Origin of the sequence: Pantoea sp. SIMBA_079 (assembly GCF_046940275.1) — a bacterium.
Taxonomy (GTDB): domain Bacteria; phylum Pseudomonadota; class Gammaproteobacteria; order Enterobacterales; family Enterobacteriaceae; genus Pantoea; species Pantoea borealis.
The window spans coordinates 131695-153728 of the sequence record NZ_JAWRYR010000007.1 but is presented as its reverse complement, the minus strand read 5'-3'; the positions used below and the strand labels follow the sequence as shown (position 1 = coordinate 153728).

The 22034-nt window shown below is 56.7% G+C and carries 15 protein-coding genes; 6 read left to right on the top strand and 9 right to left on the bottom strand.

The features are described 5' to 3' along the window. The first annotated feature begins 119 nt into the window (after positions 1-119). The 5 genes from dapB (at position 120) to folA (ending at position 7913) form a co-directional block, all read left to right on the top strand. A complete protein-coding gene (gene dapB, locus SB719_RS11635) occupies positions 120-929 on the top strand; it encodes a 4-hydroxy-tetrahydrodipicolinate reductase (RefSeq protein ID WP_412159250.1) in 810 nt (269 codons plus the stop codon). A gap of 473 nt (positions 930-1402) precedes the next feature. After that, the gene (gene carA, locus SB719_RS11630; protein ID WP_292975418.1) at positions 1403-2551 is read left to right on the top strand and encodes a glutamine-hydrolyzing carbamoyl-phosphate synthase small subunit; all 1149 of its coding nucleotides are present in this window, start codon (positions 1403-1405) and stop codon (positions 2549-2551) included. A gap of 13 nt (positions 2552-2564) precedes the next feature. After that, positions 2565-5792 carry a carbamoyl-phosphate synthase large subunit gene (carB, locus tag SB719_RS11625; RefSeq protein ID WP_065650166.1) on the top strand — a complete coding sequence of 1076 codons (3228 nt, stop codon included), beginning with the start codon at positions 2565-2567 and terminating at the stop codon, positions 5790-5792. Positions 5793-6018: 226 nt separating this feature from the next. After that, on the top strand, positions 6019-7161 hold the full coding sequence (locus tag SB719_RS11620; RefSeq protein ID WP_412159249.1) for a porin: 1143 nt from the start codon (positions 6019-6021) through the stop codon (positions 7159-7161). Positions 7162-7430: 269 nt separating this feature from the next. Continuing rightward, a complete protein-coding gene (gene folA, locus SB719_RS11615) occupies positions 7431-7913 on the top strand; it encodes a type 3 dihydrofolate reductase (protein WP_065650164.1) in 483 nt (160 codons plus the stop codon). An 89-nt stretch (positions 7914-8002) separates the two neighbouring features. Here folA and apaH read toward each other — a convergent pair whose 3' ends face one another. The 6 genes from apaH to lptD are packed head-to-tail and all read right to left on the bottom strand — an operon-like array spanning position 8003 to position 14833. After that, positions 8003-8872, bottom strand: coding sequence for a bis(5'-nucleosyl)-tetraphosphatase (symmetrical) ApaH (apaH, locus tag SB719_RS11610; protein ID WP_065650163.1), 870 nt, complete (start codon positions 8870-8872; stop codon positions 8003-8005). 48 nt (positions 8873-8920) lie between these two features. Beyond that, entirely contained in the window at positions 8921-9298 is a 378-nt protein-coding gene (apaG, locus tag SB719_RS11605; RefSeq protein ID WP_065650162.1) for a Co2+/Mg2+ efflux protein ApaG, read from the bottom strand. Positions 9299-9302: 4 nt separating this feature from the next. Then, positions 9303-10127 carry a 16S rRNA (adenine(1518)-N(6)/adenine(1519)-N(6))-dimethyltransferase RsmA gene (gene rsmA, locus SB719_RS11600; RefSeq protein WP_039382519.1) on the bottom strand — a complete coding sequence of 275 codons (825 nt, stop codon included), beginning with the start codon at positions 10125-10127 and terminating at the stop codon, positions 9303-9305. Beyond that, positions 10120-11115: a 4-hydroxythreonine-4-phosphate dehydrogenase PdxA gene (pdxA, locus tag SB719_RS11595; protein WP_304233457.1), complete on the bottom strand. Its 996-nt coding sequence runs from the start codon at positions 11113-11115 to the stop codon at positions 10120-10122. The genes rsmA and pdxA overlap by 8 nt, the downstream gene beginning before the upstream one ends. After that, the gene (surA, locus tag SB719_RS11590) at positions 11105-12394 is read right to left on the bottom strand and encodes a peptidylprolyl isomerase SurA (protein ID WP_292975433.1); all 1290 of its coding nucleotides are present in this window, start codon (positions 12392-12394) and stop codon (positions 11105-11107) included. Before surA ends, pdxA begins: the two co-directional genes overlap by 11 nt. Before the next feature lie 54 nt (positions 12395-12448). After that, the gene (gene lptD / locus SB719_RS11585) at positions 12449-14833 is read right to left on the bottom strand and encodes an LPS assembly protein LptD (protein ID WP_412159248.1); all 2385 of its coding nucleotides are present in this window, start codon (positions 14831-14833) and stop codon (positions 12449-12451) included. A 182-nt stretch (positions 14834-15015) separates the two neighbouring features. On the opposite strand from lptD, the gene djlA reads away from it, so the two are divergent. Continuing rightward, positions 15016-15825 (top strand): co-chaperone DjlA, encoded by an 810-nt coding sequence (djlA, locus tag SB719_RS11580; RefSeq protein ID WP_065650159.1) that lies wholly within the window; start codon positions 15016-15018, stop codon positions 15823-15825. A 48-nt stretch (positions 15826-15873) separates the two neighbouring features. On the opposite strand, the gene rluA is transcribed toward djlA, so the two are convergent. The 3 genes from rluA to polB all read right to left on the bottom strand — a co-directional run bounded on the left by rluA (position 15874) and on the right by polB (position 21965). Beyond that, the gene (rluA, locus tag SB719_RS11575) at positions 15874-16533 is read right to left on the bottom strand and encodes a bifunctional tRNA pseudouridine(32) synthase/23S rRNA pseudouridine(746) synthase RluA (protein WP_065650158.1); all 660 of its coding nucleotides are present in this window, start codon (positions 16531-16533) and stop codon (positions 15874-15876) included. Positions 16534-16548: 15 nt separating this feature from the next. Continuing rightward, positions 16549-19455 carry an RNA polymerase-associated protein RapA gene (gene rapA / locus SB719_RS11570; RefSeq protein WP_292975441.1) on the bottom strand — a complete coding sequence of 969 codons (2907 nt, stop codon included), beginning with the start codon at positions 19453-19455 and terminating at the stop codon, positions 16549-16551. A gap of 149 nt (positions 19456-19604) precedes the next feature. After that, positions 19605-21965: a DNA polymerase II gene (polB, locus tag SB719_RS11565; RefSeq protein WP_412159247.1), complete on the bottom strand. Its 2361-nt coding sequence runs from the start codon at positions 21963-21965 to the stop codon at positions 19605-19607. Positions 21966-22034: the final 69 nt, after the last annotated feature.

The window sequence follows — 22034 nt, the reverse complement described above, 5'->3', positions numbered from 1 at the left end:
TAATGTCTCAGGGCTGTCCTGAAATTCTTATATCCCTTTTTTATTGTGGCGTGACGGTTAGCTGATGGTTAACCTGTTTACGCTTTGCATGCATAGTTTTGTATCAGGAATGAATAAATATGAGTGATATCCGCTTAGCTATTGTTGGTGCGCCGGGCCGCATGGGACGAAATCTGATTCAGGCCGCGCATCAGGCGGAAGGCGTGGCGGTGGGCGCTGCGCTGGCGCGCAGCGGCTCTTCACTGCTGGGTACAGATGCGGGTGAACTGGCAGGCATAGGTAAAACCGGCGTCATCATTACCGATGATTTACTGAGCGTGGTAAACGAGTTCGATGTGCTGATCGACTTTACCCGTCCGGAAGGCACGCTGGAGTATCTGGCCTTTTGCCGCGAGCATCATAAAGCGATGGTGATTGGCACAACCGGTTTCGACGATGCCGGAAAAGCCGCAATCCGTGCAGCGGCAGAGGAGATCGGTATTGTGTTCGCTGCAAACTTCAGCGTTGGCGTCAACCTGATGCTCAATCTGCTGCAGCAGGCGGCCAGAGTGATGGGGGAATATGCGGATATTGAAATCGTTGAAGCCCATCACCGCCACAAGGTTGATGCGCCTTCAGGAACGGCACTGGCAATGGGGGAAGCCATTGCGGACGCGATGGACTGGACGCTGGCGGAGCATGCGGTCTACGCGCGTGAGGGTCACACCGGCGAACGTAAAGCGCAGACTATTGGCTTTGCCACGGTGCGCGCCGGCGACATCATAGGTGAGCATACTGCTCTGTTTGCTGATGCTGGCGAACGCATAGAGATTAGCCATAAAGCATCCAGCCGGATGACCTTTGCAAAAGGCGCGATAAAAGCTGCTTTATGGGTCAGAAACGGTAAAAATGGGCTTTATGACATGCGTGACGTGCTGAATTTAGTGTGAGTTAAGTGTTGTGAGCCATCGTGATGTGGTTTTTCAGTCGCTAGTGCATTGATTGACAGGGCAATATAATTATTGCCCTTTATTTTATGTAAAAAACAGGTCTTCATTGGTTTTTTTTCTGCAATGCTTCTTTTTTTAGATGTTATCCGGGGTTTTTCTGCGCTGCTAAAGTTAAATTTGACCATTTGGTCAAAAATATTATGTGCATCAGGCCGGCTGGCTTTTATTTATGTCAGGCAACCGATTAATCAGCCTGTTAAGGTGCTGTTTTTACCCTCTTTGCGCTTTGTTTCTGTTATAGCCTCCGAAAAGCATAAAAAAACCGCCTTTCCGGGTAGACATCAGCAGGGGGGATCATTAGAATGCGCGCAATTTGCCAAAAATCGAGCAGTCAGGCGGTTTTTACATTGATTCAGGCCAGTATTATGAATTAATATGCATATATTATGACTGTTTATTCCCTGGAGGATGTTTTGATTAAGTCAGCGCTCTTGGTTCTGGAAGACGGAACCCAATTCCACGGTCGGGCCATCGGGGCTACGGGTTCGGCAGTGGGTGAGGTCGTTTTCAACACGTCAATGACCGGTTATCAAGAAATCCTTACTGATCCCTCCTATTCCCGCCAGATTGTTACTCTTACTTATCCCCATATCGGCAACGTTGGCGTCAATATCGCAGATGATGAATCGAATCAGATCCATGCTCAGGGCCTGGTCATTCGCGACCTGCCACTGATTACCAGCAACTTCCGCAGTGAAGAGAGCCTCTCTGCCTGGCTGCAGCGCAATAACATTGTCGGCATTGCCGATATCGATACGCGCAAGCTGACGCGTCTGCTGCGTGAAAAAGGTGCGCTGAACGGCTGCATCATTGCGGGTGACGCGCCGGATGCAGCGCTGGCGCTGCAAAAAGCGCAGGCGTTCCCGGGGCTGAAGGGCATGGATCTGGCGAAAGAAGTGGCCACCACTGAAACATACACCTGGCAGCAGGGGAGCTGGACGCTGAAGGACGGCCTGCCTGAGCAGCAGTCCGCTGACGCACTGCCATATCACGTGGTCGCCTATGACTACGGCGCCAAGCGCAATATCCTGCGCATGCTGGTAGATCGCGGCTGCCGCCTGACGGTGGTACCGGCGCAGACGCCAGCAGAAGAGGTGCTGGCACTCAATCCGGACGGCATCTTCCTCTCCAATGGCCCGGGCGATCCGGAGCCGTGTGACTACGCTATCCGCGCGATTCAGGCATTTCTGGAGACAGAGATCCCGGTATTTGGTATCTGCCTGGGTCACCAGCTGCTGGCACTGGCCAGCGGCGCAAAAACCGTCAAAATGAAGCTGGGCCATCACGGCGGCAACCATCCGGTGAAAGATCTCGATAACAATACCGTGATGATTACCGCGCAGAACCACGGCTTTGCCGTCGATGAGAGCCAGATACCGGCAAATCTGCGCGTGACGCATGTGTCGCTGTTTGACCAGACCGTGCAGGGGATCCATCGTACCGATAAACCCGCTTTCAGCTTCCAGGGACATCCGGAAGCGAGTCCTGGCCCGCACGATGCGGCGCCGCTGTTCGATCACTTTATCGAACTGATTGAAGCCTACCGTTCAAACGCGAAGTAATCAGGAGCCTCCGATGCCAAAACGTACTGACATAAAATCTATCCTGATCCTTGGCGCTGGCCCGATCGTTATCGGTCAGGCGTGTGAATTTGACTACTCGGGCGCGCAGGCGTGTAAAGCACTGCGTGAAGAGGGTTATCGCGTCATTCTGGTTAACTCCAATCCGGCGACCATCATGACCGATCCGGAAATGGCCGACGCGACCTATATTGAGCCAATCCACTGGGAAGTGGTGCGCAAAATCATTGAAAAAGAGCGTCCGGATGCAGTACTGCCAACCATGGGCGGGCAGACCGCACTGAACTGTGCGCTGGAGCTGGAGCGCCAGGGCGTGCTGGAAGAGTTTGGCGTGACCATGATCGGTGCCACGGCTGACGCTATCGATAAAGCAGAAGATCGCCGTCGCTTTGATGTGGCAATGAAAAGCATCGGTCTTGATACCGCCCGTTCGGGTATTGCTCACACCATGGAAGAGGCGCTGAAGGTTGCGGAAGAGGTTGGCTTTCCGTGCATTATTCGTCCCTCCTTTACCATGGGCGGCACCGGCGGCGGTATTGCTTACAATCGCGAAGAGTTTGAAGAGATCTGTGAGCGCGGCCTCGACCTCTCTCCGACCAACGAGCTGCTGATTGATGAATCGCTGATTGGCTGGAAAGAGTATGAGATGGAGGTGGTGCGCGATAAAAACGATAACTGCATCATCGTCTGCTCAATTGAAAACTTCGATGCCATGGGCATTCACACCGGCGACTCTATCACCGTGGCGCCGGCGCAGACGCTGACGGACAAAGAGTACCAAATCATGCGTAACGCCTCGCTGGCGGTACTGCGTGAGATTGGCGTTGAAACCGGGGGATCTAACGTACAGTTCTCGGTGAACCCGAAAGATGGCCGCCTGATCGTTATCGAAATGAACCCGCGCGTATCGCGCTCCTCCGCGCTGGCGTCCAAAGCCACCGGCTTCCCGATTGCTAAAGTCGCGGCTAAGCTGGCGGTTGGCTTTACGCTTGATGAGCTGATGAACGACATCACCGGCGGTCGCACGCCGGCGTCGTTTGAACCCTCTATCGACTATGTCGTGACCAAGATCCCGCGCTTTAACTTTGAGAAGTTTGCCGGCGCTAACGATCGCCTTACCACGCAGATGAAATCAGTGGGTGAAGTGATGGCGATTGGCCGCACTTTCCAGGAGTCGATGCAGAAAGCGCTGCGCGGCCTTGAAGTTGGTGCTAACGGCTTCGATCCGAAAGTGGATCTGGATGACGCCGACGCGCTGACCCGGATCCGCCGCGAGCTGAAAGATGCCGGCTCAGATCGCATCTGGTATGTCGCTGACGCGTTTCGTGCCGGTATGTCGGTGGATGGCGTCTTTAATCTTACCAATATCGATCGCTGGTTCCTGGTGCAGATTGAAGAGCTGGTGCGGCTGGAAGAGCAGGTTGCACGTGAAGGGGTTAACGCACTCGATGCCGGTTTCCTGCGTGCTCTGAAGCGTAAAGGCTTTGCTGATGCGCGCCTGGCAGCGCTGGCAGGCGTGGCGGAAAGCGAAATCCGCAAGCTGCGTCAGCAGTACAATCTGCACCCGGTTTATAAGCGCGTAGATACCTGTGCCGCTGAGTTCTCGACCGATACCGCCTACATGTACTCCACCTATGAGGAGGAGTGTGAAGCGAACCCGAATCAGGATCGTGACAAAATCATGGTGCTGGGCGGCGGGCCAAACCGTATTGGTCAGGGTATTGAGTTTGACTACTGCTGCGTCCATGCGTCGCTGGCGCTGCGTGAAGATGGTTATGAAACCATCATGGTTAACTGCAACCCGGAAACGGTCTCAACCGATTATGACACTTCCGACCGACTCTACTTTGAGCCGGTCACGCTGGAAGATGTGCTGGAGATTGTACGTATCGAGCAGCCAAAAGGCGTTATCGTGCAGTACGGTGGCCAGACGCCACTGAAACTGGCTCGTGCGCTGGAAGCGGCAGGGGTACCGGTTATTGGTACCAGCCCGGACGCCATTGACCGTGCTGAAGACCGTGAACGTTTCCAGCAGGCGGTCGATCGTCTGAAACTGAAACAGCCGGCTAACGCCACGGTTGCCACGCTGGAGCAGGCGGTAGAGAAAGCTGCCGGTATCGGTTATCCGCTGGTGGTGCGTCCTTCCTATGTACTGGGCGGCCGCGCAATGGAAATTGTCTATGACGAAGTGGATCTTAAGCGCTATTTCCAGACTGCAGTCTCCGTCTCTAACGATGCGCCGGTGCTGCTGGATCGCTTCCTGGATGATGCGGTGGAAGTGGATGTGGATGCTATCTGCGACGGCGAGCGGGTACTGATTGGCGGCATCATGGAACATATTGAGCAGGCGGGCGTGCACTCCGGTGACTCTGCCTGTTCTCTGCCCGCCTATACGCTGAGCAGTGAAATCCAGAACGTGATGCGTCAGCAGGTTGAGAAGCTGGCGTTTGAGCTCAACGTACGCGGCCTGATGAACGTGCAGTTTGCGGTCAAAGATAATGAGGTTTACCTGATTGAGGTTAACCCGCGTGCGGCACGTACCGTTCCTTTTGTCTCCAAGGCTACCGGCGTACCGCTGGCCAAAGTGGCTGCACGCGTCATGGCGGGCAAAACGCTGCTGGAGCAGGGCGTGACGGAAGAGGTCATTCCGCCTTACTACTCGGTGAAAGAAGTGGTGCTGCCGTTCAACAAGTTCCCGGGCGTCGATCCGATTCTGGGGCCGGAAATGCGCTCTACCGGTGAGGTGATGGGCGTCGGCCGCACCTTTGCTGAGGCCTTCGGTAAAGCGATGCTGGGCGCGCAGAGCAACATGAAGAAAAGCGGCCGCGCGCTGCTCTCGGTACGTGAAGGTGATAAAAAGCGCATCGTCGATCTGGCGGCTAAGCTGCAGAAGTTTGGCTTTGAGCTGGACGCAACCCACGGTACGGCAGTGGTGCTGGGCGAGGCGGGTATTAATCCGCGCCTGGTCAACAAAGTGCATGAGGGACGCCCGCACATTCAGGATCGCCTGAAGAACGGCGAATACACCTACATCGTTAACACCACGGCGGGGCGTCAGGCGATTGAGGACTCCAAGCTGATTCGCCGCAGCGCGCTGCAGTATAAAGTGCACTATGACACCACACTGAACGGTGGCTTTGCGACCGCGATGGCTCTGAATGCCGATCCCACAGAGAAAGTCATTTCAGTGCAGGAGATGCATGCGCAGCTGAAGGGCAAATAAGCGCAGCACCCGTAAAAAACAGCGGCCCCGGACGGGGCCGTTTTTTTTTGCCTGAAACAGAGCGGTCGTAGCAAACCTGCTGATTTGGCTTAACTTTTAGCTATTGGTGCTGCTGACTGCCTTTTTAAGATTTTTCGCACAAATTTATAACCCGCCATCCGGTAAGGGCACCGTACTATCTGGCGCGCTCAACCATAGAGCCTTTACCTTCACCGGAAAATATAAAATGAAAATGCGTGCTTTAACTCTTAGCGCAGTGGCTGCGTTGCTGATGGCTGCGCCTCTCGCCAGCCAGGCAGAAATTACTCTGCTGAAGCAGGATCCTCAGGCAGACAGCGCACTCGGGCGCCTTGGCTTTAAAGTGGGCGGCAGCATTCGCCCGCAGTTTATGCATCAGAATGGCGTAAATGACACATCCTACAAGCGTAACGGCTACGACGGCGGCTCGCGTTTTCGCTTTGGCGCAGACTACGCGATCGCAGAGGATCTGAGCTGGGTAGGCTACTATGAGCTGGGCGTTAATTTCCCGGCCTGGTGGGGCTGGGATCACCACTATGCCAGCGGCGCACGCGATACCTCACGCCGTCAGCTCTATACCGGTTTTAAAAGTGCCAGCCTCGGCGAACTCTATTTTGGTCAGCAGAACAGCGTCTATTACGATGTGGTTGGCGCAAAAACCGATATCTGGGATTACGATATGCTGGCCCAGGGCTCCGGCGTCGGTATCAACGGCGATTACGACGGCAGCTATCGCTCACGCAAAATGCTGAAGTACAAAACCCGTGCCGGCGCCGCCGATCTGTACGCCTCTTATCTGTTTGAGGATACCGAATATCTGCCGGGCAACGGCCTGCGCTACAAGCGCAACGGCGGTGGGTCGCTGGGCGTGAACTATCACATCAGCGATGAGCTGGCGTGGGGCACAGCGTGGAATTATACCCGTGCCACCGTGCGTAATCCGGGCACCGGCGACAGCGAGCGCTACGATCAGCATATCTGGGGCACCTCGGTCAGCTGGACGCCAGACAGCTGGACGCTGGCGGCAGGCGCCGGCTGGTATCAGAACTTTGCACCAACCCGCCTGAAAAGCGCAACACGCTACTTTGCGGATGACGCCTGGGGCATCGAGTATTTTGCCGGTTATAAATTTGCTGTAGGTGAGTATGCGGTGAAAACCCTTCAGCCTTATGTGATGGGCGATCGTCTGGAGTTCGCCAACGGACGTCACTATAAGCGTATCGATAATGGCGTGGGCGTCAGTGCGCAGCTCGACTACGGCTTCCGCGTTGATTATGAGTATGTCATTACCTCCGATACCAGCAAGTCGCTGGGCAACGTGAACCTGGTACGTCTGCGTTACGACTTCTGATGACTGCAGCGGCTCCCTGCGGAGCCGCTCAGTGCGTTTTTCTTTACACTCTCTCTGAAAACCTGCCGGTAACACCCCTGAGTTGTGCCAGTGGCGCAGGCGATCGTGGCGGCTCTCTCCGTTAATCGCAGTAAAGTCGGTGTAAAGCTCTGCCTGACAGCCTGAATCTGGCGGCAAAAGAGCTTTACGCAAATAGCACGGCTGGCCTATCGACGAAACTTTCGCCTTTACGTATCATTGCGCCAATTTTTTCCAGCAGGTTTTTAATCATGATTAGTCTGATCGCAGCACTGGCTGCGGATCGCATTATTGGTATGGAAAACGCCATGCCGTGGCATTTACCCGCCGATCTCGCCTGGTTCAAACGCAACACGCTGAACAAACCCGTGATTATGGGGCGTCTGACCTTTGAGTCGATTGGCCGTCCGCTGCCGGGCCGGCTCAATATTGTGGTCAGCAGCAAGCCCGGTACCCACGAAGGCGTGACCTGGGTGACTTCACCGGAAGCGGCGATTCAGGCTGCCGGTGACGCAGAAGAGATCATGGTGATTGGCGGCGGCCGTATTTATGAGCAGATGCTGCCCCGCGCCGATCGTCTTTATCTGACGCATATTGATGCCGAAGTGGAAGGGGATACACAGTTCCCTGATTATGAGCCGGATGAGTGGCAGTCGGCTTTCAGCGAGTTTCATGATGCAGATGCGCAGAATTCGCACAGTTACTGCTTTGAGATTCTGGACCGCCGCCGCTGATCGTTGCCAGGTGCGCATCAATGCGCACCCGCCCTGATTTATCCTTTATGAAGATCAGAAAAAGCCCCGCTGACATCGCGGGGCTTTTTTTATGGCGTGTTGCTCAGCGGAGGAGTCGCGGCGGCGCCTTCAGCGGCCAGTGCGGCTTCACGCCGGGAGCGCTGCACATAGTATTGCTGTGTTTCCCAGTGCAGCAGCGTCAGCGTGCCTCCCCAGCAGCAGCCGGTATCCAGCCCAATAACGTGTTCAGGTGTGCCTTTGCCCTCAAGCGAGGCCCAGTGGCCGAAAATCTGCGTGTAGTCGCTGCCCATTTTACCCGCCACGTTGAACCAGGGCCGCAGCGGCGGTGGAGCGGAGTCGGGGGCCTCTTTGCAGATCATATCCAGCTGGCCATTAGGAAAGCAGAAACGCATGCGCGTCAGTGCATTCGTACTGAATCGCAGACGCGCCAGGCCGCTCAGTTCCGGTGTCCAGTTGTTGGGCATATCGCCATACATCGCATCCAGAAACAGCGGATAGCTGTCGCTGGAGAGCACCGCTTCTACTTCGCGCGCGCACGCTTTTGCCGTCTCAAGATCCCACTGCGGGGTGATGCCGGCATGCGCCATGACGAGCTTTTTCTCTTCATCAACCTGGAGCAGCGGCTGGCGCCGCAGCCAGTTGATCAGCGCATCAGCATCGTCCGCCTCCAGCAGCGGCGTCAGGCGGTCTTTCGGTTTATTACGGCTGATGCCGGCAAAAACCGCCAGCAGGTGCAGGTCATGATTGCCCAGCACTATGCGTACGCTGTCACCCAGTGATTTTACGTAGCGCAGCACCTCCAGTGAACCGGGGCCGCGCGCCACGAGATCGCCGGTCAGCCAGAGTTCATCCTGCTGTGGATCAAAGTTTACCTGCGTCAGCAGCGCGCGCAGCTCATCATAACAGCCGTGGATATCGCCAATCAGATATGTACTCATGATATCAGTCCGGTAAAACACGCCGCCCGGACGAGCCGGGCGGGGGGATCAGTGAATGTGGGTTTGTACGGCGAGGCGAAACACCGGAATATCGACATTAAAGGCGGTGCCCTCTTCATCGATCATGACATAGTGACCCTGCATGGTGCCCATCGGCGTTTCCAGAATCGCGCCGCTGGTATACTGGTATTCGCCACCCGGCTCGATAAAAGGCTGCTCACCTACCACACCGTCGCCCTGAACTTCCGTTTCACGGCCGTTGCCGTTGGTGATCAGCCAGTAGCGGCTGCGCAGCTGAACGCGCGTGCGCCCGGGATTGCGAATAGTGATGGTATAGGCAAACACGTAGCGATCCTCTTCCGGTGAGGATTGCGACTCCACATACTGACTCAGTACCTGAACACAGACGCGCGCCATATCACTCATGCACTTAGTTCTCCGCTGTTTTTGCCTGATGGTTGCCCAGCCAGTTTGCCAGCTGACAATACTGCGCAACGCTGACGTTTTCTGCACGCAGCGAGGTATCAATATTTAACTCTTCCAGCGCACCTGCAGCAACCAGATGACCCAGGCTGTTACGCAACGTTTTGCGACGCTGACCAAAAGCCTCAGTGGTGATGCGGCTCAGGATCTTTACATCGCTGACCGGGTAAGGCGGCTGTGCATAAGGCACCAGCCGTACCACGGCAGAGTCTACTTTAGGTGGCGGCGTAAACGACTGCGGCGGCACTTCAAGAACCGGGATCACCTGACAGTAGTACTGCGCCATCACGCTGAGACGACCATATGCTTTACTGCCCGGGCCGGCAACCAGACGGTTAACCACCTCTTTCTGCAGCATGAAGTGCATATCTTTGATCGAACCAGTATAGCTGAAAAGATGAAACATCAGCGGCGTGGAGATGTTGTAGGGCAGGTTGCCAAACACGCGCAGCGGCTGCCCCTTTTCCTGCGCCAGCGCAGCAAAATCAAAGGTCATCGCATCCTGCTGATAAATGGTCAGCTTGGGACCGAGGAACGGATGGGTCTGCAGACGTGCCGCCAGATCGCGATCCAGCTCAACCACGGTCAGCGCGTCCAGGCGTTCGCCTACCGGCTCGGTCAGGGCACCGAGACCGGGACCGATCTCGACCAGCGCCTCCTGCTTTTGCGGATGAATAGCAGAGACGATGCTATCGATAATGTACTGATCGTTCAGGAAGTTCTGCCCGAAACGTTTACGGGCGTAATGCCCCTGATGGACGCGATTATTCATTACTGCTCTTGATCATAGTGATGGCGAGATTAAGCGCCGTGATAAAGCTGCCCGGCTCTGCCTGCCCAAGCCCGGCCAGTTCCAGCGCGGTGCCGTGATCGACAGAGGTTCGGATAAAAGGCAGGCCCAGGGTGATATTCACCGCGCGGCCAAAGCCCTGATATTTGAGGACCGGCAGTCCCTGGTCATGATACATCGCCAGTACCGCATCGGCATGTTGCAGATATTTAGGCTGAAACAGCGTATCGGCCGGCAGGGGCCCCGTCAGACGGATGCCCTGCTGGCGCAGCGAGTCCAGCGCTGGCGTAATAGTGTCAATCTCTTCACGCCCCATATGTCCGCTTTCGCCAGCGTGCGGATTGAGTCCGCAGACAAAAATATGAGGCTGCTGCAGGCCAAATTTCTGCTGTAAATCCTGATGCAGAATGGTGATGACTTCATGCAGGCTCTCACGCGTGATGGCGGCAGAGACATCTTTCAGCGGCAGGTGGGTGGTTGCCAGCGCCACCCGCAGCGACTCGGTTGCCAGCATCATAACCACGCGGTCGCCACCGGCACGATCGGCAAAAAATTCGGTATGGCCAGTAAACGGAATGCCGGCATCGTTGATCACGCCCTTATGTACGGGGCCGGTGATCAGCGCTGCAAACTCGCCCTGCAGCGCACCTTCACAGGCGCGTGCCAGCGTCTCAAGGACGTAGGCACCATTAGCCACGCAGAGCTGGCCCGGCACCACAGGCTGTGCGGTGTCGATCTGCAGCAGCGTCAGGGTTCCTGCCTGCTGCGGCTGCGGGGCGCGGTCAGGGTGCCACGGCAGCAGGGTAAGCGGCAGACCGAGCTGCGCAGCGCGCTGCCGCAGCACCTCGCCGTCAGCACAGACGACCAGTTCGACCGGCCAGTTACGCTGCGCCAGCAGCACCGTGAGATCGGGACCAATCCCGGCGGGTTCGCCGGGCGTGATCGCAACGCGATAGCTATCAGTTGCCATCAAGGATCTTCACGTAGGCGCTGGCGCGCTGCTCCTGCATCCAGGTCTGCGCTTCTTCCGCAAATTTGCGGTTGAACAGCAGACGATAGGCGCGCTCTTTCTGCGCCGCATCGGTTTTATCCACCTGGCGCGTATCCAGCAGCTGGATCAGATGCCAGCCGAATGAAGAGTGAACCGGCGCGCTGACCTGACCTTTCTGCAGCTTCAGCAGTGCGTCGCGGAAAGCGGGATCGTAAATGTCGGGGGAAGCCCAGCCAAGATCGCCGCCCTGGTTAGCCGAGCCCGGATCGTCAGAGAACTGTTTAGCGGCAGCGGCAAAGGTGGTTTTTCCGCTTTTAATGTCAGCGGCAAGCTGCGTAATTTTTTCACGCGCCTGATCGTCGCTCAGGATGGGCGAAGGCTTCAGCAGAATATGACGGGCATGTACCTCAGTGACCGAGATATTTTTGCTCTCGCCGCGCAGATCGTTAACTTTAAGGATATGGAAACCCACACCTGAACGAATCGGACCGACCACATCGCCTTTTTTCGCGCTGCTCAGCGCCTGCGAGAACAGCGTAGGCAGCTCTTCGATTTTACCCCAGCCCATGTTGCCGCCTTTCAGCGCCTGCGGATCGGCTGAGTAGGTCACCGCCAGCTTACCGAAATCGGTACCGCCTTTGATTTCTCCCACCAGCTGACGTGCCAGCGCTTCCTGATCGTCAACCTGCTGCTGCGTAGGGTTTTCCGGCAGCGGCAGCAGGATCTGACTGATGTTCAGCTCGGTGCCCTGTGAGTTCTGTGAACCCATCTGCGTTGCCAGCGTATCGACTTCCTGCGGCAGAATGGTGACGCGACGGCGCACTTCATTGTTGCGCACTTCAGAGATCAGCATCTCTTTACGGATCTGCGCACGGTAGTCGCTGTAGTTCATGCCATCGTAGGCGAGGCGACTGCGCAGCTGATCGACGCTCATACGGTTCTGCGCAGCGATGTTCTGGATCGCCTGATCCAGCTGCTGATCGCTGATCTGCAGGCCCGCTTTTTCACCCATCTGCAGGATAATGTTATCCATGACCTGACGCTCAAGGATCTGATGACGCAACGTACGGTCCTCAGGCAACTGCTGACCCGCCTGCTGCGCCTGGGATTTTACCGTGCGCATCATATTATCGACGTCACTTTCCAGCACCACGCCGTTGTTCACGACGGCGGCGACTTTATCGACTACCTGTGGGGCTGCGAAAGCGGTGCCGGCCGACATCGCCGCACCCAGAATCAGCATTCTCCAGTTCTTCATACTTTATCCATTATTGTTTCCGCACTGCGGGATCGCCTGTCAAACATCACAACATCAGAATGCGCGCTGATAGGGAATAATACCCTGACGCAGCATTTCATTAGTGCCTAAGCCGTAGTTGGAACTCAGGCCACGCAGCTCAATGTTGAATGAGATTTGGTTGTCATATTTACTGTCGTTGTTTTCCCAGCCGTTAATCTTGCGCTCGTAACCCAGACGAATAGCGTAGCAGCAGGAGCTGTACTGCACGCCTACCAGCTGCTCTGCCGGGCGACTGTTGCGGGTATCATAGTAGTATCCCCCCACCAGCGACCAGGCATCGGCAATCGGTACGCTGCCGGTTGCACCGACCTGCGAAATGCCATTTTTATAAATCGGATTGTTAATCAGGCTGGCGTTGTTACGCGCCTGCGCGACATATTCCGGGCTGCTGTAACGGTAGCTCAGCTGCAGCATGCGGTCGGCGTCACGGCGATACTCCAGGACCGTGTTACCCTGCGAAACGTTATCGAGACGGGTGTCATACTGCAGTCCGCCACGCACGTTCCAGCGATCGCTGATTTTCCAGTATGTGTCGCCAGCCCATACCAGGCTGCCGGTATCATCTTCTTTACTCGTCTGGTTTACGCCGGTACGCGACGGAGTAAACGAGTAGATTTGACCTACAGAAACGTTAAAACGTTCAACCAGATCGTTGTCATAAATGCGTGTTGTTACGCCGCTTGCCACTTCGTTCGAGGAGGCGATGCGATCGAGACCGCTATAGGTGCGATCGCGGAACAGGCCGGTATAGTCGGTCTGCAGCAGCGTAGAGTCGTAAGGATAGATGTTGCTCTGATCGCGATACGGAATATAGAGATACTGAACGCGCGGCTCCAGCGTCTGGGTATAGCCCTGCGACCAGTCCATATCCCGGTCAAATACCAGACGGCCATCCACTTTAAATTGCGGCAGCGTGCGGTTAACGGAATCTTTCAGCCGGCCACTGTTATTGTTGGTGGCATCGGGATTGAAGCGCGTGTTATAGCTTTCGATATTGTCCTGCTGATAGTGCGTTGCCAGCAGTTTTGCTTCGGTATCAAGGCTGGCCCAGCCGTTGGAAAGCGGCAGATTCAGCGTAGGCTCAATATGCAGACGCGTCGCTTCCGGCATCCGGTTGCTGACGTTGGTGAACTTCACCGCCTGTGCATAGACGCGGCCATCGAACGGACCGATATCATTCTGGTAAGCGTTAACGTCAAGCTGCGGTGCCGCCCGGTAGACGTTGGCAGAACTGGTGTTGCCGAAGACCTGGAAATCTTTGGTCGACAGCGTCGCATCCCAGTTGGTATCCGCGTAGCCGATGCTGAATTTCTGCGTCGCATAGTTATTGGTCGAGCTGTAATATTTCGAGTCGATATCGTTGAAATAGTAGGGATCGCTGACCTTGGTATAGTCCGCCGCAAAGCGCCAGTGCTGATCGTAAACGCCTGAGTGGCGCCAGAAGAAGAGCCAGCGCTTAGAGTCCTGATCGTCTTCAATAGAAGAGCGCGCCGCGCGATCTTTCTCATACTGCTTATCGGACGGCAGGTAATCCAGCTCCATCAGACCGGCACCGAATACCGTGAGGTAGCGGAACTCCGTTTGCAGCTGCGTACCGCGCTTGCTCATATAGTGCGGCGTCAGTGTGGCATCCGCCTGCGGTGCAATATTCCAGTAGTACGGCAGCATAAACTCGAAGCCGTTACTACTGCCATATTTCGCATTGGGGATCAGGAAACCGGAGCGACGACGATCGCCAATCGGCAGCTGCAGATAAGGGCTGTAAAACACCGGCACATTGCCGAGTTTAAAGCGCGCATTCCAGATCTCTGCCACTTCTTCCTGACGATCCTGAATCACTTCTGAACCCGCCACGCTCCAGCTGTTAGAGCCTGGCAGACAGGAAGTGAAGGTGCCATTTTCGAGAATGGTATACCGGTTATTGCCACGCAGCTTCATCTGATCGGCATCGCCGCGTCCCTGGCGACCCACCATCTGATAGTTACCGTTCCAGACATTAGTGTCTTTGGTATTCAGATTGGACCAGGCTTTCGGACCTTTCAGGATGACCTGGTTATCGTCATAGTGCACATTACCCAGCGCATCCACGGTACGTACCGGCGCGGTCTGGCCTTCCTGCTGACGCTGATGCAGCTGCATTTCGTCAGCGCGCAGACGGCTGTTACCCTGCTGCACATCGACATTGCCGGTAAACACCGCATCGTCCGGATAATTGCCTTTTGCCGAGTCGGAATTAATGGTTACCGGCAGGGAGTTAGCGTCACCATTGATAACCGGGCGGTTGTAGCTTGGCACGCCCAGCATACACTGCGACATCAAATCGTCGGCCAGCGCGTGCTGACTATAAAGTGCGGCACCAATCATGGTCGCCAGCAGGGTAGGTATACGTTTTTTCATACGCGGTTTCGATAATTCCATGGACACTGGCATCATGCCGACAATCCGGACAGAGACTAACTTACCGCCCGGCGTAGTGCCAGCGTTAATCCTTTTCTGTCTGCGTTGCCGTTAGGCGCGGAGATAAATGACAGGTATGATAATGCAATTTTCAGCCGCAAGCATGGCGAATTGAGGAGTTTATGCGCTACTGGGGAAAAGTTATTGGTCTTGCGCTTGGCGTGATGTCGGGCGCGGGGTTCTGGGGCATTGTCCTGGGTCTGATCATTGGTCATCTGATTGATAAAGTGCGCAGCGTAAGAGGGCAGGGTTACTTTGCCAATAATCAGTCGCGGCAGACGCTGTTTTTCAGCACGACGTTTCAGGTCATGGGTCATCTGACCAAATCAAAAGGGCGCGTCACAGAAGCGGATATTCAGATTGCGTCACTGTTTATGGATCGCATGCAGCTGCACGGAGATGCCCGCACCGCCGCTCAGCGCGCGTTTCGCGAGGGCAAGCAGAGCGACTATCCGCTGCGCAACAAGCTGCGTGAACTGCGCAGCGCCTGTTTTGGCCGCTTTGATCTGATTCGGATGTTTCTGGAAATTCAGATTCAGGCGGCGTTTGCGGATGGTTCGCTGCATCCGAACGAGCGGCAGGTTCTGTATGTGATCGCCGAAGAGCTGGGGATCTCACGCCAGCAGTTCGATCAGTTCCTGCGCATGATGGAAGGCGGGCAGCAGTTTGGCGGCGCGGGCACCTCAGGCGGCGGCTGGCAGCAGGCGCAGCGGGGACCCACGCTGGAAGACGCCTGCAGCGTACTGGGCGTGAAAAGCAGTGATGATAACGCCACAATTAAACGCGCCTATCGCAAGCTGATGAGTGAACATCATCCCGATAAGCTGGTGGCAAAAGGCCTGCCGCCGGAAATGATGGAGATGGCGAAACAGAAAGCGCAGGAGATTCAGGCCGCATATGACCTGATCCGCAAAGAGAAAGGATTTAAATAGCCCGGCCATCCCGCCCTTATTACCTGAAAAAGGGCGGGATGACGCGAGTCAGAACTCTGCCGGCTGACGAAATGTCATGCTGTTGCCAAATGCCGGATGGGTAATGGTCAGCGACTCCGCATGCAGCTGCAGACGGGCAGCCATCGCCAGCGCCGCTTCATGCGCATAGAAACGATCGCCAAGGATTGGATGTCCCAGTGCCAGCAGATGCACGCGCAGCTGGTGTGAGCGTCCGGTAATGGGCCTCAGCAGCACGCGAGCACTGTTATCGGCTGCATATTCCAGCACCTCATACTCCGTCTGGGCTGGTTTCCCCAGCTCATGACTCACCATCTGCTTTGGCCGGTTGGGCCAGTCGCAAATCAGCGGCAGATCGATCAGGCCCTTTTCCGCTGCCGGGTGTCCCCAGACGCGTGCCACATAGTGCTTTGACGGCTCGCGCTCGCGAAACTGGCGTTTCAGCTCGCGCTCAGCTGCCTTGTTCAGCGCCACCACAATCACGCCGCTGGTCGCCATATCAAGACGATGGACTGACTCCGCGGCAGGATAATCACGCTGGATGCGCGTCATCACGCTATCCTTGTGCTCCTCCAGCCGGCCCGGCACCGACAGCAATCCGCTCGGTTTGTTGACCACCATAATGTGCGCGTCCTGATACAGAATATGCAGCCAGGGTTCGAGCGGCGGATTGTAGGGTTCCATCAGCATGTCAGCCTCGCCCGCTTACTGGTGCGTTACAACGATCAGACGCAGCGCATCCAGTCGCCAGCCCGCATCGCTCAGGCTTGCCAGCACCTGCGCACGATTGCTCTCCAGCGCCTCAACCTCATCGTCACGGATGTTGGGATTGACGGCGCGCAGTGCTTCAAGACGCGACAGCTCAGCGCTCAGCTTTTCATCCGCTTCCGCTTTCGCCGCGGCAATCAGCGCCTGCGCTTCCGGCACCACAGCCTGCTCTGCCTGCGTCAGAATGGCGTGCACATCCTGCTGGACGGCGTTGACCAGTTTACTGCCGGTGTGGCGATTAACGGCGTTAAGCTGGCGGTTGAAGCTTTCAAACTCCACTTTACCTGCCAGATTATTACCCGCGCGGTCCATCAGCATGCGCACCGGCGTCGGCGGCAGAAAGCGGGTAAGCTGCAGCTGTTTTGGTGCCTGCGCCTCGACCACATAGATCATCTCAACCAGCAGCGTTCCGACCGGAAGCGCCTTGTTTTTCAGCAGCGACAGGGCGCAGCTGCCGGTATCGCCGGAGAGGATCAGATCCAGTCCGTTGCGGATCAGCGGATGTTCCCAGGTAATGAACTGCGTATCTTCGCGTGACAGGGCCTGATTACGGTTAAACGTAATCGTACAGCCATCTTCCGGCAGGCCAGGAAAATCAGGTACCAGCATGTGATCGGAAGGGGTCAGAACGATCAGGTTGTCGCTGCGATCTTCCTGGTTGATACCGACGATATCAAACAGGTTGAGCGCAAAGTTTACCAGCTCAGTATCATTATCCTGAGCGGCAATGGTATCCGCCAGCGCCAGCGCCGCTTCGCCGCCGTTGGAGTTCAGCTCCAGCAGACGGTCGCGGCCCTGCTCCAGCTGCGCTTTCAGGGTGTCGTGCTGCTTACGGCTTTTCAGGATGAACTCATCCAGACCCTGCGGGTTTTCCGGTGCCGCCAGGAACTCAATCAGCGGGTTATATTCAGCGTCATAAATAGCGCGTCCGGTAGGGCAGGTGTGCTCAAAGGCATCCAGTCCTTCGTGATACCAGCGCAGCAGAACCGCCTGTGCAGTTTTCTCCAGCCACGGCACCATGATCTGGATATCGTGCAGCTGACCAATTCGATCGAGACGCCCGATACGCTGCTCCAGCAGATCGGGATTGAACGGCAGATCGAACATCACCAGCCGGCTGGCAAACTGGAAGTTACGGCCTTCAGATCCGATTTCCGAACAGATCAGGACCTGCGCTCCCTCTTCCTGTGAGGCGAAGAACGCGGCCGCGCGATCGCGTTCGATAATCGAGAGCCCCTCATGGAATACCGCCGCGCGAATACCTTCACGCTCGCGCAGCACCTGTTCCAGCTGCAGCGCAGTGGCCGCTTTGGCACAAATCACCAGCACTTTCTCTTTGCGGTTGCTGGTGAGATAGCCCATCAGCCACTCAACGCGTGGATCAAAGTTCCACCACGTGCCGCTGTCGCCTTCAAATTCCTGATAGATCTGCTCCGGGTAAAGCATGTCCCGGGCGCGCTCTTCCGGCGACTTGCGGGCCGCCATAATGCCGGAGACTTTGATTGCTGTCTGATACTGTGCCGGCAGCGGCAGCCGGATCTGCTGCAGCTCGCGCTTGGGAAAGCCCTTCACGCCGTTACGGGTGTTACGGAACAGGACGCGGCTGGTGCCGTGGCGATCCATCAGCATCGACACCAGCTCTTTACGCGCATCCTCTTTGCCATCGCGATCGCTGTTAGCAACCTGCAGCAGCGGTTCAATATCCTGTTCGCCAATCAGCTCATTGATCAGGTTCATCTCTTCTTTGCTGATCGGCTGATCGGCCAGCAGGGAGCTGACGGCGTCGGCCACCGGGCGATAGTGCTGCTGTTCGGCGACAAACTGGCTGAAATCATGAAAGCGGTCAGGATCGAGCAGGCGCAGACGGGCAAAGTGACTCTCCAGCCCCAGCTGTTCCGGCGTGGCGGTAAGCAGCAGTACGCCCGGCGTGTTTTCCGCCAGCTGTTCAATCACCTGATACTCGCGGCTCGGGGCCGCTTCACTCCACGCCAGGTGGTGCGCTTCATCCACGACCAGCAGATCCCACTCCGCCTCTGCCAGCAGTGCCAGACGCTGTTTATTGCGGCGCACAAAGTCGAGCGAGCAGATAATCAGCTGTTCCGTTTCAAACGGATTGTCGCTGTCGTGCTGCGCTTCGGTATAACGATCGTCATCAAACAGCGCAAAGCGCAGGTTAAAGCGACGCAGCATCTCCACCAGCCACTGATGCTGCAGCGTTTCCGGCACCACGATCAGCACGCGATCGGCGCGCCCTGCCAGCAGCTGCTGCTGGATGATCATGCCCGCTTCAATGGTTTTACCCAGGCCGACTTCGTCTGCCAGCAGCACGCGCGGCGCGTGACGGCGACCCACGTCGTGCGCGATATGCAGCTGGTGCGGAATAAGGTTGGTGCGCATGCCGCGCAGGCCACTGACGGCAAGACGATACTGCTCGCTCTGATATTTGCGCGCGCGGAAGCGCAGGGCAAAGCGATCCATGCGATCGAGCTGACCGGCAAACAGGCGATCCTGCGGCTTGCTGAAGACCAGCTTGCTGTCCAGCATCACTTCACGCAGCACCACATTGCTCTCTTCGGTGTCAGAGCGCGTACCGATATACGTCACCAGCTCATTTTCGTGCCGCACTTCATCAACCAGCATCTGCCAGCCTTCATGGCTGGTGACGGTATCACCCGGATTGAAAATCACGCGGGTGACCGGAGAATCATGACGGGCATAGAGGCGGTTTTCGCCGGTTGCGGGAAACATCAGCGTGACCATGCGCGTATCCAGCGCCACGACCGTGCCCAGTCCCAGTTCACTTTCCGTATCACTTATCCAGCGTTGACCCAGTGTAAATACCATATATTTTTTGCTCGATTCTCTGAATGACTTGAAGACGTTCGCCCGCTCTCAGGCAATAACAAAGCGCCAGACAGATGTCTGGTCAGATTGTTCATACTGAAATACAGGAAGGGCGCTATGGTACTGGATGGCAGGGCATTCGTCACCTGTCAAAAAAGCCCCAGCTGCCCGGTGATCAGTGTAGCAAAGTCGTCGCCGACGAAGGGCAGAATGCCATCCGCTATCGGCTGCAGCTGTTTGCTGACGTAGTGATCGTAGTCGAGTGGCGTGGTACGCACCTCCAGCGGCTCCGGCCCGGCGGTCGCCATCACATAGCGAATGGAACCGCCTTTCTGGTACTGCAGCGGACGCTGCAGTCTGCGGTTATATTCATCTGCGAGACGCGCCGCGCGCACGTGCGGCGGCACATTGCGCTCATACTCATGCAGCGGCCGCCGCAGGCGTTTTTTGTAGACCAGCAGATCGTCAAGCTGGCCGGCCATCAGCTGTGCGACCGTTTCACGGATATAGGCCTGCCAGGGCTCCCCGCGGAAAATGCGGCCATAGAGCTGCTGCTGAAACTGCTGCGCCAGCGGCGTCCAGTCAGTACGCACGGACTCCAGCCCTTTAAACACCAGACGCTGCTGCGCGCCGCTGCCGGTCAGCCCGGCATAGCGCTTTTTACTGCCCTGTTCGGCGTTGCGAATGGTGGGCATCAGAAAACGGCTGAAGTGCGTCTCATATTCCAGTTCCAGCGCGCTCTTCAGGCCGAGCGTCTGCTGCAGATGCTGCTGCCACCAGCGGTTGATCAGCGTGACCAGCCGCTCGCCGGTGGCCGCCGCCTGCTCCTCGCTATATTTGCCCTGCAGCCAGACAAACGTGGAGTCGGTGTCACCGTAAATCACCGTAAACCCTTCGGCCTCAATCAGCGCCCGCGTCTGCTGCATGATGGCGTGACCGCGCAGCGTGATTGAGGAGGCGAGGCGTGAATCAAAAAAGCGACAGGCGCTGGTGCCCAGTACGCCATAAAAGGCGTTCATGATGATTTTCAGCGCCTGTGAGAGCGGCGCATTGCCGTCTCGCTTTGCAGCTTCACGCCCCTGCCAGATCTGCGCCACAATCTCAGGCAGACAGTGGATATGACGCGAGAAACGTGCTTCGCGAAAGCCGGGAACAGAATCAGCGTCAGACGGGTGCGCCAGGCCCTCAACCAGCCCGACGGGGTCGATCAGGAAAGTCCGGATGATCGACGGATAGAGACTCTTGTAATCCAGTACCAGCACCGAGTCGTAGAGGCCGGGGCGGGAGTCCATTACGTAGCCGCCCGGACTCGCTTCTGGTGCCACGTCGCCCTGGTTGGGTGCCACGTATCCCGCGCGATGCATGCGCGGAATATAGAGATGACTGAACGCCGCAACCGAACCGCCGTGGCGATCCAGTGCCAGACCGTTAACGCTGGCACGCTCCAGTAAAAAGGGCATGATGGCGGTATGGTGAAAAATACGCGTAACCAGCTCGCAATCTTTCAGGTTATAGGTGGCGAGCGCGGGTTTATCATGAGCAAAGCGCCAGTTGATCTCCTCCATGCGCTGCCAGGGATTATTGATCGCTTTACCTTCCCCCAGCAGTTCACGCGCAACAGATTCCAGGCTGAAAGAGGGAAAATCCCAGTAGGCAGATTTCAGCGCTTCAATGCCGTCGATCACGACGCGACCGGCGAGCTGGGCGGTAAATATGCCAGGTTTAAAGCCGTGCTCACGCCACTCCAGCGGCTGCTGCTGACGGCCGAGACGCAGCGGAATGCCGTAGCGATCGGCATGCTTTTGCAGCACGCGCAGGTCGAACTGCACCACGTTCCAGCCAATAACCACATCGGGGTCGTGCCGCACGAACCAGGCGTTAAGCTGCTCCAGCAGCTGCTGGCGGCTCTCAACGTAGATCAGTTCAAAGCTGAGCGCGCTGGCGTCGCCGTTGGGCGGACCCAGCATATACACCTGACGCTGACCGCATCCCTCCAGCCCGATACAGTAAAGCTCGCCACGTTCGGTGGTTTCAATATCCAGCGACACCCAGCGGAGGGGCGGACGGTAGTCAGGATGCGGCTTCAGGCGGGCGTTGATCAGGGTATCACCGCGCGGCTCGCCGCTGAACCAGACCGGAGCGGTAATAAAGCGCTCCATCAGATAGCGCTCGGGCGGCCGGATATCGGCTTCATAAACGCTGATGCCGTTCTCCCGCAGGCGTTTCTCCAGCTGCTGCAGCTGACGATGGCTGCGGCAATAGAGGCCAAACACCGGACGGCGCTGAAAATCTTTCAGCGTCAGCGACTGCAGACGGGCATAAGTTTCATCGCGGATCAGCGCTTCGGTCTGACGACGAAACGCTTCGGGAATAAACGCCACTGACTCCTGCGCGGGCAGCACCAGCCGCTGCGGCCCGGCATCGGTTGCCAGCCACAGCGTGATCTCGCTGCCTGAAGGGGTATCCCGCCAGTGGCGGGTCAGCAGATAGCCTGCGCGCGGTTCTGTCACGGTGACTCCGGAGAAGAAATTATGTGCAGTATATCATGGATGTTTATACAGTGTCGGCAACTCTCTGCA